The 14,361-nt window shown below is 54.0% G+C and carries 7 protein-coding genes and 1 pseudogene; all 8 read left to right on the top strand.

The window, feature by feature from the left end; genetic code table 11:
* Window positions 1-496: 496 nt before the first annotated feature.
* A pseudogene (locus N1078_RS18595) lies at window positions 497-681 on the top strand (nuclease); the annotation flags it as partial.
* A 44-nt stretch (window positions 682-725) separates the two neighbouring features.
* On the top strand, window positions 726-1,142 hold the full coding sequence (locus N1078_RS18590) for a hypothetical protein (RefSeq protein ID WP_274089579.1): 417 nt from the start codon (window positions 726-728) through the stop codon (window positions 1,140-1,142).
* 90 nt (window positions 1,143-1,232) lie between these two features.
* Complete coding sequence (locus N1078_RS18585) at window positions 1,233-2,729, top strand: DUF726 domain-containing protein (RefSeq protein ID WP_274089578.1); 1,497 nt, start codon at window positions 1,233-1,235, stop codon at window positions 2,727-2,729.
* Between the two features lie 516 nt (window positions 2,730-3,245).
* The gene (locus N1078_RS18580; protein WP_337993330.1) at window positions 3,246-3,779 is read left to right on the top strand and encodes a MarR family transcriptional regulator; all 534 of its coding nucleotides are present in this window, start codon (window positions 3,246-3,248) and stop codon (window positions 3,777-3,779) included.
* Entirely contained in the window at window positions 3,769-4,494 is a 726-nt protein-coding gene (locus N1078_RS18575) for a nucleotidyl transferase AbiEii/AbiGii toxin family protein (RefSeq protein ID WP_274089577.1), read from the top strand. The genes N1078_RS18580 and N1078_RS18575 overlap by 11 nt, the downstream gene beginning before the upstream one ends.
* Window positions 4,495-4,646: 152 nt before the next feature.
* The gene (locus N1078_RS18570) at window positions 4,647-5,417 is read left to right on the top strand and encodes a nuclease-related domain-containing protein (RefSeq protein WP_274089576.1); all 771 of its coding nucleotides are present in this window, start codon (window positions 4,647-4,649) and stop codon (window positions 5,415-5,417) included.
* A gap of 36 nt (window positions 5,418-5,453) precedes the next feature.
* Window positions 5,454-6,374, top strand: coding sequence for a restriction endonuclease (locus tag N1078_RS18565; protein WP_274089575.1), 921 nt, complete (start codon window positions 5,454-5,456; stop codon window positions 6,372-6,374).
* Between the two features lie 170 nt (window positions 6,375-6,544).
* The gene (locus N1078_RS18560) at window positions 6,545-13,900 is read left to right on the top strand and encodes a CHC2 zinc finger domain-containing protein (protein ID WP_274089574.1); all 7,356 of its coding nucleotides are present in this window, start codon (window positions 6,545-6,547) and stop codon (window positions 13,898-13,900) included.
* Window positions 13,901-14,361 lie beyond the last annotated feature (461 nt).

Below are 14,361 nucleotides of genomic sequence, written 5' to 3'. Positions count from 1 at the left end.
TGGCGCATGGAAATCCCGGCGATAAGGGCTATCGCGTCCGCTTAAAAATACGCGGACACCATCGCCCTTAATGCTGGAGTTCGGAAGGTGACTTGGCTGGACGCTTACTTTTCATCACCGGCACGTGCTGGTTGGAGTACATCAAAACGCGCACTCCATCTGGCGGGCTCAACCTCTCCCTACTTAATCCATGCTTACCCAGCGATGCTGGCACTAATTGGATACAGGATGATCCCCAGCAGACCACGATATAAACGTTGATGCTCTGGGCGGCCACCCATCATTTAAGCGAACTTGCACAAAATGGCTGCATCGTTCGACTGCCTGACGGCGGGGGTAGTAGCTGTTATCAAGCTATCTGAGAACCTAGGCCGCATCGGCGCATGCCACCCGCTTCAATACTATCGTGCCATTACGCTTACTTTCGGTAATATCCGGTTAACTCCGAGTTGCTATAGGTTAAGCAATGCCCCCCAGCATCGCGTAGACCTGGGAAATGTTGGGCTGGGTTATCCCGCTGATGCTGCTGATCAGCCTGCTCAAGTTGCCCTGGACCTAGGTCTATATTTACCAAACCCAAGGGCGGCTGTTTTCCAATTGGCATCTCGATAAACAGGCCTACGCCGCCTGCACAATTTCATGCTGAACACTCCAGACGGCACCACGCAGATCGACCACGTAGCCTCCCGCGTAGCCGTGATGGCCTGAACGACAAGGGCAAGGACGTGAAGAAAAACAAACTGGCTATCGGCAAGCGCAACGAGTTCGCCATTTGGGGATATCTGCTGGAGGCAGGCTTCGATGTCTTTCCCTCGCTGGTAGACGACAAGGGCATCGATGGGATCGTCGGCCACAAAGGCCGTTACTTCGAAGTGCAGATCAAGAGCGGTGAAAACTGGAATAACCCGCGTGGGCTCAGCCGAGCCACAGCCAGTGCGAACCCCGAGCGCATATTCCTCATCTACAACACCAGCGTAGATGACGTGCGCTACTTCACCGGGCAGCACATCCTCGACGAGCCTGAATGGCAGCAGTCCATTGACTGGAAAATTTCCCAGATAAAACTACCAAAGCGTCTGTTGGAAAAATACGAGAGCCACAACTGGGAAGGCTTTATCGCCTATTTACAAGTTGCGTGCTGAACCCACCTCCAAACGCTGATACGACCTTCGTTGCAGCGCTTGGCAATATCTAGCGGCGCTGGCAACTAACTGATCATCGGAATCGTTGAAATGGACACCCTAAAATCTTCACCGGACCATGCATCTGAAAACGCGACTTTCAAGTTCTCGCCACTGCGAAAGATCGAGAGCACCGAGGCTAATATCTTCATTCATGGCTATTCGGCAGGGCATGATCTAGAAGATCGCCAAACGCTAATCCACAGCATTCCTCCCGAACTGCACGATCAACTGAACATCCTCGCGTTCTGGCCCTCCAGTCACTTCTTGCGCCTCAATGGCACCACCAAGAAATTGATATTTGCGGCTTCGCGCATCCACATCATTGCCTCGGCAGCTGCATTGGCTGTCGATCGAGTCGCTCATTTCGCCCGGATCCGCGCTAGGGCAGAGGAAATGGGGAGTGCACTTTTCAATCAACTCGAGGAGTACTTACTGCGTCATCACCCGCAGGTCACACGGATTAACCTCGTCGGCCACTCCCTAGGCGGACGAGTAGTCGTAACTGCGCTGAAAAACAGATCACTCGGCAAACCGCAGGAACACCCGCAAATAGGTGATGTACTGCTGATGGCGGCGGCGGCCAAAGTTTCATCCATGGAAGCCGCTGCCATGCGTAACTTGATCGAAGGCCGGTTGATCAATACCTATTCCAAGGACGATAACGTCCTGCTACTCAATGCTGACGAAGTATGCTTGGGACGCAACGAAGTCACGTTCTTCGAAAACGTTCATATGGAGGGATTCGGTCATTCTGACTACTGGCCGAAGCTACGAGAGGTCATGAAAAAGGCTGGGTTTTCTGCCTTGTCCAGACCGACCACTAGCCTCGCGCCGCAGTCGGAGGGTGACTTCGCCAAGAACGATGCTCAGCTTTACCAAGTACTCCGGCATTCAGATTCCGGCTTACTCGATGCAGCTATCGCGCACCTCAAAAGCAGCACTTGGACTTCGATTCAGGACAGTGAAGCGGATCGCGCCCTGGCCTTTACGCGAGAATTGCAAGCGGTCGCAGGGCACTGTCTCGTTAACTTTGCTCGAGGTAACGGCCTGAGTTATTGGAAGACTCTGGAGATGCTTACCGATCACTACGGGCTGACCTCGAAGCTCCACCATTGCACCAAGGTAGTCGAATACGAGGAAGAACTGCTCAAGCACGTTTTCCAACACGCCTTCCCCGATGGGCATCCATTGACGAGCGCAACTGTAGTGCTGACCAAAGCGATACCCCAGTGCACTTACCTGGAGGCAGTCGACGCTCTAGCCAAGCGTCTGACGCTGGCATCTTACTTCCAGCTCGCAGAGCAAGCGTCATCGCCACCGGAGCCCGTGATCGCAGAAGCCATGGCTGGCAACAGCACTATCGCCGATACCGCGCAGGCGTATTTACGAAACGCCTTCGACTTGCTCCGCAGCCTGGAAAAGGAATCAGCCCGAGTGCTGACAAATCTGAAAACGGCAATCAAACCAGGGTATTCTGGGTTAATTCCAGCTATTGCCATCGTTCATTACGCGCGACTCCAGGTTGATGAAGAAGACCTGATGTGATGGATGTTCGGCGGAACCTAGTAAGGAGGTGCCGCCCATATTCACTGTTTCCTGTTGACGAAAAGCTTGAGTCGCCTCGATTAAAGAAATTAGCTGGCTTCCGGCAATTGGGAAAAATCCTCCGCTGCGCCGGATGCACGGCAGTACAAATCGCAAGCCCGCCGGCTCTTCCAGTGAAGCGCAGTGATACTTATCACAGCCACAGCAAAGGGCGGCCATGAACTACCTCGTAACACTCCACCCCATGCACCGACACCCAGCTATGGCTGATCCCAGCCATACTGCTGAAAAACCCTTACTCAAGGGCTGGTTCGGTGAGCGGCTAGTGCGGGGGTCGCCCATTATCTACTGGATCGCTGGGTATACCCCGCCTGCATGACGTGACCCCTGAAGCATTGCAGGGGTTCTGAATTGAGCTGCATTGACAGATGAGTTGCCCGGCCCACAAACTGTCCTCAGTCCATGGACAGTGGACGGAGAGCGACTGCGATGATGAAAGGCCAAGACATACTGTTAATGCTCAAGCTGGTTAGCTTGGCAAACCAGCACCCCAAGCCCGAGCAAGCGGCCGAGCACTTTTCCATGCGTGCGTTGGAACAGTCTACCGGCATCAGCAAATCCGAAGTCAGCAATGCGCTTAACCGCTGCATTGCCGCCGGGCTCGCCAAGCTGGGGCGCAATAGCGCACTGCCGCAGGTCAACACCCGCGCCCTCAACGAATTTCTCGCCCACGGTTTGAAATACGTCTTCCCGGTACGGCCCGGCCCTATCGTGCGTGGACTGGCCACTGCACACGCTGCGCCCGTGCTGGCGGGTAAGCTGCTGTCCGGCGGTGGGCACATCTATGTCTGGGAGGATGCATTGGGTCACGACATGGGGCAAAGCATTGAGCCCTTGTTCAAAAGCGTGCCCAATGCCGTGCGTCAGGATGAAGCGCTGTACGCCATGCTCGCCTTGTTGGACGCCATCCGGCTCGGAAATGAGCGCGAAGCCAGTCTGGCCAAAACCCTGCTAACGCAACAGCTCCGAGGCGAACCCGATGGCAGCTGAATGGCGCATGCAGGAGCAGATGCTGCAAACCGTGGCCGATGCACTGGGGCCGGAATTACTGCGCGAGGTCGCCTTTGTCGGTGGCTGTACCACCGCGTTGCTGATCACCGACGCCTTCGCCCGCGAAGCCGTTCGCTTTACCGAGGATGTCGACGTGATCGTCCATGTTCTCGGTTATGGCAACTGGCAACGCTTGCTTACCGAACTGCGGCAGCGCGGCTTTCGTGAATCCCCTGAGGACGACGTTATCTGCCGCCTGCGTTTGCCCAACGCGCTGGTCGGCCGTGATCTGCTGGTCGACTTCATGCCCGACGACGAAGCCATCCTCAACTTCACTAACCGCTGGTACCGAGACGCCTTGCAAACTGCCGCAGATCATGCACTGCCCTCTGGCACGCTGATCCGCGTTGTAACCCCCAGCTACTTTCTAGCGACCAAGCTGGAAGCCTATCGAGGTCGCGGTCACAACGACCCTCTGAGCAGTCGTGATATTGAAGACATCCTAGCCGTGGTAGACGGCCGCGACAGCCTGCACACCGAACTGACCCAGGCCGCGACAGCCTTACAGCACTACATCGCCTACGCCATCAGCGCGCTGCTCGCCCACCGCGACTTCGCCTACGCCGTGCAATCCGCCGCACGCCAGCAGCCGGCACGGGAAGAACTCATTTTTCAGCGCCTGGAAGCAATCACCGAACTTCCGGCACCTCAGTAACGAAAACCACCATGTCTGCAAGCATGCCTCAACGGCTTAGCCCCATGCACAGGCGTGAAATGCCCAGACTGTAAGCGCGGCTGAATATCATCGTGCCATTACGCTTAATTTCGGTACTATCCGGTTAACTCAGGATTGCTGAAGGTTAAGAAATGGACTTCACCCCCGTCATCGCACAGGTCTGGGGCATGCTGATCTGGTTTATTCCAGCAGCACTGCTGATCGGTCTTCTCAAGTCGCCTTGGGCCAAGGGTCATATTGGCGAACTACTGGTGCAGCTGTTTGCCCATTGGCAGCTGGATAAGCAGACCTACCGCCGCCTGCACAATGTCACGCTGAACACCCCAGACGGCACCACGCAGATCGACCACGTTTTCCTCTCGCCATACGGCATCTTTGTGCTGGAAACGAAGAACATGAGCGGTTGGATCTTCGGCAGCGAAAAGCAGCCACAGTGGACGCAGAAGCTCTACAAACGCACGTTCAAATTCCAGAACCCGCTGAGGCAGAACTACAAGCACCTCAAAGCACTGGAAGCCACCCTTGGCGTTAACCCCGAGCACCTGCACTCGGTTATCATCTTTGTCGGCGGCAGTACTTTTAAAACCGAAATCCCAGCCAACGTGACCCAAGGCATCGGCTTTATCCGGTATATCAAGTCATTCCAGCAGCCGCTATTCAGCGAGGCTGAAGTCGACGCCATGCTGCACGCCCTGCAAACCGGCCGCCGCGCACCGACGCTCGCCACCCATCGCGAGCACGTGCAAAACCTTAAGCGCCGTAGCGATCCAACAGCCGAGCGGCAATGTCCGAAATGCGGCAGCGCCTTGGTTATTCGCACCCGTAAAACTGGGGCCAATGTCGGCCAACAATTCTGGGGCTGCTCAACCTTCCCTAAATGCAAAACCATGCAAAACCTTTAGCACGCGCCTAACATCAATCCTGCGCCTGGAGTCGTAATGTCCGTCCCTACCTACGACCAGTTTATTGAGCCGATCCTGCGCTACCTGGCCGCCACGCCCGAAGGCGCGACAGCACGTGACGCCCATGAAGCCGCTGCCGATGCTCTGGATCTTTCGGAAGCTCAGCGGCAAGAGCTAATTGCTAGCGGCCAAGCCACGTACAAAAACCGCGCCGGCTGGGCCCATGACCGCCTCAAACGCGCCGGCCTGTCCAGCAGTGCCAAGCGTGGGTATTGGAAGCTGACCGACGCAGGCATTACCTATGCCGCCCAGCACCCCGCCCCTCTGACTGCGGATAAGGTCGAACAGCTCGCCATTGGCTTTATGGACGTGAAACTCAGAAGCCCGACCGACGCCATCCCCCTCGATGGGCAAGAACGGCCTGCACCGGCGCTCAGCTCAGCCACTATCAGCCCTGATGATCGTTTGGAGCAGGCTTTACGTGAGCTACGCGAGGCAACGGCTACAGACCTGCTGGATAACCTCCTGCAAGTCAGCCCCAACCGCTTTGAAGTCATCGTGCTGGATGTGCTGCATAGCCTTGGCTACGGCGCTAGCCGCAACGATCTGCAGCGCGTCGGCGGCAGCGGCGATGGCGGTATCGATGGTGTGATCTCACTCGACAAGCTCGGCTTGGAGAAAGTCTACGTCCAGGCCAAGCGCTGGCAAGGCACGGTTGGCCGGCCAGAGTTGCAAGCCTTCTATGGAGCTCTTGCAGGGCAGAAAGCGAAGCGCGGCGTATTTATCACAACCTCAGGTTTTACAGCGCAGGCAATCGACTTCTCCCGTTCCGTAGAAGGCATGGTGCTGGTGGATGGCAATCGGCTGGTCAACCTGATGATGGATCATGAGGTCGGCGTAACGTCGCGCCTGCTTAAACTGCCGAAACTAGATAGCGACTACTTTGATGAGGAATGAGCAAGGAAGAAATAAATCTGTCCCCATTGCACTCCTCATGCTTCTGAATGCGTTGTTGGAACTGGATCTTGCTAGGCCGCCTGCGGGCAAAAACTCTTCCTCTAGGGGGACTGTTATCCTCTGCGATTATGAAAAATTAGCGAAAATGCTTGCGACAGCTCGGAGGTTGCGTGGACGTATATGACATCAACGAAGTCTTGGACAAGGCCCCATTACACGATGTGGCCCGGTCTCTCGGCATGGTGTTGGAGCAGCGGGGAGCAACCCTAAAGACTGTTTGTCCATTTCATCAAGACAGTAAGCCCTCGCTCAATCTATTCCCTGCGGATGCTCAAGGACCAGCCCACTTCCACTGCTTTGCATGTGGAGCGCATGGCTTTGCCATTGATCTTGTAAAACAAGTCCAAGGCACTGAATTCCTCCCGGCTGTTCAATGGCTGGCGAAAACGTTCGGAATCCAAAGCAAGCGGCAGAACGTGGCTGGCCGTGCCACTGAGAAGAGTTTGACAGAGCACGCGCTTGCATTTGCTCAGAAAGCCTTCAATAAGCATCACGATTCGGTGCGATTCAACGCATGGTGTGTTGAGCGCTCCTTTGATCCTGAGTTCCTTTATCGAGAGGGCCTGCGATGCATCACCCACTCGGTATTGGTTTCAGAGCTGGACACGATGTCGCATGGTGTCCGTCTAGAAGTAGTTGATGGGTTGCTGTCACTTGGCCTTCTGGTACGACTGCGTAAGCACACCAACTCAAGCCAGCTGAAGTTGACTCTCCCAGATCAGTTTCGGGATTACTTCCACGATGGAAGAGTCCTCATCCCCATTAGAAGCGGTCAAGGAGTCACATCAAAAATTGAAGGGTATGCAGGTCGAAGCCTTGAAGCAGTGCCAGCCGAAGGTGTCGCCAAATACCTCCTTAGTCCAGGTTTGCGCAAGGCAGACCAATTGTTTAATGCACATCAAGCACTCCCAGCGACCACCAAAGAGCTCAAAGCTGGTCAAGCCACCACTCTCTACCTAGTTGAGGGGTTCCTTGACGCATTGCGCTTTCAGTTTTTGGGACTGCATGCGGTTGCACTAATGGGGACCTCCCTCAGCGACCCTCAGTTTGAGCAGCTTAAACAGCTAGCGGAGAACCTTCCCACAGGGCAGGCGGAAGCTGAATTCGACGTTGTCATCATGATGGACAATGACCGAGCTGGTCTTACTGGGGCAGATCGGTTGGTGCGCCGCCTATTGGGCTGGCGTGGAGCGAGATTACGCTGGGTGGGATTCGATCGAAATGCCGTAAATAGTTTGGGTAAGGATCCAGACACCTGCCTCCAGAAGCAAACATCAGGAGCATCTGCCAAAGAGCTATTGGATAAATACACCTTACCTGCGGTTGCAGTGCTGCTGGTGGCGGAGCTCGAATGCACCGATGCGACCGAGCTACAAGGCGAAGGCTGGACAGCGATGACTTTTTCCCGGAAAGAACGTGCCTTGTTCCGGGTTGCGCGAAGTATTCGTCAACTGGCCGGACGTCAGTCCTTACATCAACTGGAAGAATGGCTTGATGCCCATTTAAAAGGACATGCAGGAACATGGCGGCAAGATCTCCATGATCTTTTGCTAGATCAAGGGAATGCAAGAGAGAGATTTAAGGCATCCGAAGTATTCCTGAACGGTCAGGCAGAACGCCTGCGCCAAGCACGAGTGCTCGCGTATCACGGTGCACGACGTGGCGAGTTGCCCTGCGACGAAGAGGCCTGGCTTACGCTAGACGTGAGCGCGAGGCTATTTGACCAATTAGTAACCGAGCGCTTGTGGCAGCAACGTTGGGAGTCAGCAGGTCTCTACGATGCAGTGCACTTACCACGCAAGCTAAGCGCGGATGCCAAAGTGCTGGATGACCCCCGCCTAAAGGTCATGCCTCATCCCGCCGACCTGCATTTGCAACAGGTTCTGCTAAACGAGCTGTTAACCCAGCGGCATGATCAATTGACTGCTGCAGGCAAGATGTTTTCGGAGTACGTCCCGGCGGTACGCTGGTATTCCTCCCAGCAAAAAGTTGAGGTTACTGGACACGAAGACGAACTCGTAGCTCTGGAGGGGGAGGTGCCTGCTCTCAGCTTCGGTTACCAAGTAGACATGGATGTCTTAGAAGGTCGGCGCCCTCCTTCCGATCAAGGCATGTTCAGGCCTTATGGGCAGTGCTGGCGTGCGTTTATGGAATCGCTGCACAAACAGAGCAACGCCATTGGCAATCGTGTACATGTCTTACGCTTAGATGCGAAGCGGTATTACGACTCAATCCAACGCTATGTTGTGCGAGATGCACTACTAAACCCTGTCAAACAGGCCCTGATTGGAAACGGTACGGATTTCTTTCATACGCTGCTGGCTAGGCCACAGACGGAAAGCCCCGAGTTAGTTGCCGAACACTTGGTGGATAGGCTTTGCGACAGCTTGTTTACCTTCAGCTACCCAGATCCAGACTCTGGCGAAACCAAGTTTAGCCAAGAATCGATTGGTATACCCCAGGGGCCTGTTATATCGGCATATATCGGCACGATCGCGCTGTTTCCAGTGGACTTGGCAGCACGCCGACTAATGCGCAAACATGTTCGCCAAGAGTCAAATCAGAGCATCCAACCTCGCCTAGGTTATGCCCGCTACGTCGACGATATTGTCTTGCTTTCCGATAGCGAGGAGCTGTTGAGCGAACTGCGCCATGCATTACAGGCAGCAGCGTCCAAGCTCGACATCACCTTGTTGCTGAAGGGTGACTCAATTGAATCCGGCACCCCCGAAGAAGTTATGCAGCAACTTAACGAAGGGCGTGGGTTCGCTGCATCTTTACCCGCCTGGGAGCCCCCATTAGTAGGGGACGGCGAGTTTGGGTGGGGCCTTGGTGGCGATTTCCCGCAAACAGATCGCCAATGCGCTCTACGCCTACTTCGCCATCCGGGCTTGATGGATAACCCCTCAAAAATTCACGAAAAGATCAAGGAAGCAATACTGGCCCCGGATCTGAGACCGACTGACCTTGGGCTTTGTGCGCGATGGATCTGGTGGGAGGTAGCAACTGAACTAACAGATCGGGATGCCACCCCAATGAAAATATGGGAGCGATACTGGCATCTATGGCGTTATGTTTGCGGAGAACATGATTGGACGTCCGAATTTGAAGCCAGAGGCTATGACTGGCTGTATGCAGTTGAAGGACTGGACAAACTCCTTGCTCCGAACCCGTGGATGGAGAACGATCAATCTCAGAGTCAGGTTCCAAAAAATCGCGCAACTCTATTTGCATTGGCAAATGTCGTGGGCACTACGAACTTCTTCGATAAATTGCCACCGCACGTGGTAAATCATATTCACGTGCGCCATCGCTCGCGACTGGTAACGATGAAAGCTCGAAGGCTGGCTCGACCGCAAGAAATCCCGCCTGCATCCGCCCCTCAAGAGTCTCGCCAGCTGACTGAAATCGAATGGCTTTGTTTTGCTGCGGAGCAGCTTCGCGAACCCCACGCAAATGGCCATCCGATTAACCCCTTGGCAGAGAGAAAACCTCTAGGACGCAGGGGAGCAGTTGCACATCAAATTTGCAATCTACTGCTGCCAGATCAAGGGCAAGATACTTCAGAAGACTTAGACAAGGCCCGAGACCTTGCCCTGGACATGGTTATTCGCAACGTACAGAGCACTAGGCTAAACGACGTTATCCGGCACTTTGGGCACCTACTGACAATTAACGGCGAAACAGACCCCATCACAATTTTGCCAAGCCTGCCGCTCAGCGCTCAGGACGCATTTTGGGGCTACTCAGGGCTGCCCGAAAAATACTGGTTATATCGATTCTCAAAGGGTATCCCAAAGGACCAGGCAAGCTTTTTTTGCGTGGAGCTTGCTGAGGAAGGAACACCTATTTCGATACAGCAAACTCAGGAGCTAGAACACAAGAAACTAAATGAACTGCTCACTCGCAGCACTACTAGCGAAACTGTTCCGTGGAGAACATTCGACGCTGGTCAAATAGACCGCGCCCGCAGAACGCATCTCGCCGCGAATCTATTTAAATCTCTCCTGGCACTTCAACAACAAAGCAAGAGCTCAGATGGGACTGTTGCTGTGCCGGTGGTGCAGCATCTATTTGTAAGCGCTGAGCAAAACGACCGAAAAAAACTTCATTTGCTAGCGGATCCTGTCCCACACGATGAGCTTGGTGTTAGTGCTTGGCATGGTGACTCAGACGGACGCCTACGTGTGGTCAATGTCCCTCATACCGGTGCAGATTTCTGGCGCGTTGGCTGGGCGGTAGCAGACGCACTTGGGCTCGCCGAAGATATGGCAGGCGAAACCGGTGTGCGTGATGAGACCCTCGGCGATACCAGGACCTCTGTTGAGCATTACGTTTTGCGACAGCAGCTGCGGAAGCTACAGGGCGTATATCTCTCAGAGTCCCAGATATGGTCCAAAGATCAAGACGGCATACCAAAGACAATAAAGCGCGCTCTGGACTTACTTCTCGCATTTGACTCGAAGGCGTCTCCAGCCCAACAGACTAAACAGTTATTCGAAATGGAAGCCGAAACTCGTGCCATGGCATTAAGGCTCCAGCAGTACGGAGTGGGGATCCGCCGCCAGCTGCACGAAATACCATTACGCGTACTAAATCGCCTGCCATTATGGGCCTTGCAAGACCTACGCCTATGCAAGCAGGAGCCAGATTTGCGTCCAGACCTGGCTCTGATGCTAGCTCTAGCCTCTGCAATCGATTGCAAAAACGCAGCGCCCGCCGAGCACGCTCAGGGAGCGGCGCAGGCTTTGAGAGCTTCGCTGGCTCTGGCTGCTTCAGCCGTAGGATTAAGGGGATGCGTCGCCTCGCTGTGGGGATTTTCACGAGAGAAGGGCGCCCGACGCATGCCTGATAGGCTACCAATTCCCGCGGGCTGGAATTCTCCTGATGCGATTCACCACGATCCTCAACCCGACTACGCCGCGATACGCAAATGGTTAAATGACGGCGATTGGGCAGCCCTAACAGTCGCCAGTCCGTGGCATTGGATGCTAGCGCTACTGGGCACGCTAGAGGGTACCTGCCCGCAGGCTTTTGACTTAAAGCCTTTGCAAAAAATCTATTCGGTACTTTTGGCCTGGCAGAGCGACCCTGCAGCTGTTGGAGAGCAAGCTATATGGCCGTATGACGGCTTACCTGCACTAGCGGCGGAGAGCTGGATTGAGCTGCTTGAGGCCTTACCTGCTGCGGTGAGCCAGCTGGACAATCTGTTGGGCGTCCAAGTTGTGAGTGCCACAGCGCCTCAATATCGTCGCAACCCTCACACTGATGAGTTCACAGATGCACTCAGTGAGGAGTGGTCGCTCAGCAAGCCGCAATATACCGGTATAGGTGCCTCAGACCGGGTGGCAAAGGTCCATAGCGGAGCTCGCAACCTGAGCGCATGGAGCGAGGTGCGAAGGAAAGGAGATAATGAGCTGCTGTCCGTTCACACCCTGGATCGTAAGCTGGGCGATTGGTACGGAATGGCTACCCCTGCTGGCGAAGTCGATGAAAAGCTTGATATACCAGCTGCTGCCGCTACAGCTACGGCTGAAAACACAACTTTCTCCCGACCTGCTCCCGAAGTGCAGATAAATCCTATTGCTGAGTACCCGGAGCAAAATAGAAAGCTCGACTCAGCTCAAAAAAATTCTGCAGAAAATATTTCTAGGGATAGTGAGACCAGCGATTCTGACTCAAATAATTTCGATCGCGAGTTCCGGAAATCACAGAGAAGCTCTTGGAAAAGGCGTGGTAAAGCCAAGTCATGCGCGCAAATGCGAGTAGCGCTCTTTCAATGGAAGATAGTTGATACTTACTCCCACCCTCTCGCAGAGGCGGGCTTAGCTGGGCTCGATCTGCCCCGTTGGGTCAACGATGAGATCGAAGAAAAATGTGTCGGCGATTTCAAGGAGTTGAGTGAGGCGTCCAAACAAGGCCAGGAGTTCAAGTGGAAGGAACAGCGAATTGTTCAAAGCTGGCCAGAGCATCGACGAAGGGCCCTGCTAAAGAAAGCTTTGGAAGCTTGTACCGACTTAGGCGTTGAGCTCCTCGTCCTCCCAGAAGTATCAGTCCGACCCGACACGGTGGAGTGGTTAAGGGACAAGGCCTTAGCCAACCATAAGAATCTCTGGGTCTTGGCTGGCACGTATAGAAGGTTTGAGCCAAACGACTCAGATAAACACCTAATGGAACCACTCACTCTGCTGTGGCACCCATCAGAGGCCATGGCACAAAAACTTGGACTGGACGAAGTAAAAACTTTCGAATTTTCCAGAGGAAAGAAGTATCGCGCAGTCGCGGCAAAAGAATTCTTCCAACCACAGTGGGACCCACTAAAACCGCTCTACTCCAAAGAAAGAATGCTTGAAGAAGTTCTCAAGAATCAAGGATGGGCAAACCTAGATAAAAAAACACCAGTGGACCTAAAGGCACTCTTTACTGCACTTGATGAAAAATCTCCTGCAATGCAGTACTGCATGGAACTAATTTGCTCGGAGCTGTTTTTGATGACCAGCCCCGCCAACATTCGACCACTCCAAAATGAAGTTTTGGCTCTAATGGAGCGATTCCCCAATACGCGACCCGACAAGGCAAGCGAAATAGTTTTGGAGGACTTCAAGGCTTTAGGCGAATTACTCGACGTGGCCCAGCTTGATCGCCCCCGACGCTCCGTGCTCCTAGTTCCAGCAGCTACGTCTCGGACTAATGACTACTGGCATGCTGGTCAAGCAAGCGTACTAGCGTCTGGCACAGCAACAGTATTCTGCAATGCGGTTTTGGATAAAGCATTTGTAGGCGGGAGTTGCTTCATTGGCATTGATGCAGTTTCGCAAGCGACGAGACACGCGGGACAAGTAGGTGCTTTAACCCCCTACCACGGCTGGCATAAAGGTATCTATTTGGGGCGTGCGTCCGACGCGCTTTCGACAGCAGACCAAGCATTAGTTGTGGTGGATCTAGACCCTATTCACGTCGTCAGCGGAAAACCACGTCCACAGTTGCTAGCCGAACCAATGTCGATGGTGGCTTACCTACCCGTGGTAGAAGTGCTGGATCGAGCGAAAAACAGCCAGGGACTAGCACAATTGTTGAGCGAGACAGTGGATAGCAACTTTCGTGACCGGCTTAATGAGCTCATGTTCTATGCCAGCCAGCGAACCAAGAACAACCCGGATAAATTCTTCGCTGCTCTCAGAAAATTGTTTGACCGAAGAAATAGTCCGCCCCTAGACGTAGAGGATCTTGAGAATTTCTCAAGATTTTTCTCTGACGATTACGCCGTACGCGAGCGTCTGATTGCATGGCAAAAAGACCGTCACCAACAACCAGCTCCATTGTCATACCCTTTGGGTCTAGAACCTGCGTGGCTTGATTACCTAATCGCAGATTTAACGGTAGGCGGTGAGTTGGCCAATGTGACTGTCCCGTCCTGGACCGCCGAAGACACCGGTCACCCGGGAAATATGACGCCCGAGCTATAAGCTGCGCTCCCATGAGTACGAGCAGCTAACAACTCATAGACCTCCCCTATGCTCAAAGCATAGGGAGAGGTTGAGTCGGGGTGATCCAAACACAGACGTCATTGAATCGTATCGCACAAATAAATCCTACCGTTCAGCAGTACAAAAAACGGTACGCTGACGGTACAGTGCCAAGCTTTTACAGATTTCGCGCAATTACGCTTAACCTGCTCTACGGCGCTACTTTCAGCTAACTGTACCTACGCTAGTGTTGCCGCTGACCGAAAACTGACCCAGTAGAGGCTGTTCTGCCGACTGAAAACTGACCCAGGTGTTCAACTGCTTCTGCTCAATTTTTGAGCAGGAGAACACAGGGTGATCAGTATGGAAATGATGGGCAAAATCCGCCGGATGTATTTCCGCGACAAGCTGTCGCTGCATGAGATAGCCAAGCGCACCGGGTTGGCGCGCAACACGATTCG

Source organism: Pseudomonas sp. MIL19 (assembly GCF_028680365.1).
In the GTDB taxonomy this organism is placed as follows: Bacteria; Pseudomonadota; Gammaproteobacteria; order Pseudomonadales; family Pseudomonadaceae; genus Aquipseudomonas; species Aquipseudomonas spirodelae.
Note: the sequence above shows the minus strand (reverse complement) of the source record. Positions and strands in the feature narration are given on the sequence as shown.

Bases quoted from the DNA above. Each gene is read 5' to 3' on its own strand.
- N1078_RS18585 (WP_274089578.1), top strand. From the start codon at position 1,233: ATGGACACCCTAAAATCTTCACCGGACCATGCATCTGAAAACGCGACT.
- N1078_RS18580 (WP_337993330.1), top strand. From the start codon at position 3,246: ATGCTCAAGCTGGTTAGCTTGGCAAACCAGCACCCCAAGCCCGAGCAA.
- N1078_RS18565 (WP_274089575.1), top strand. From the start codon at position 5,454: ATGTCCGTCCCTACCTACGACCAGTTTATTGAGCCGATCCTGCGCTAC.
- N1078_RS18575 (WP_274089577.1), top strand. From the start codon at position 3,769: ATGGCAGCTGAATGGCGCATGCAGGAGCAGATGCTGCAAACCGTGGCC.
- N1078_RS18570 (WP_274089576.1), top strand. From the start codon at position 4,647: ATGGACTTCACCCCCGTCATCGCACAGGTCTGGGGCATGCTGATCTGG.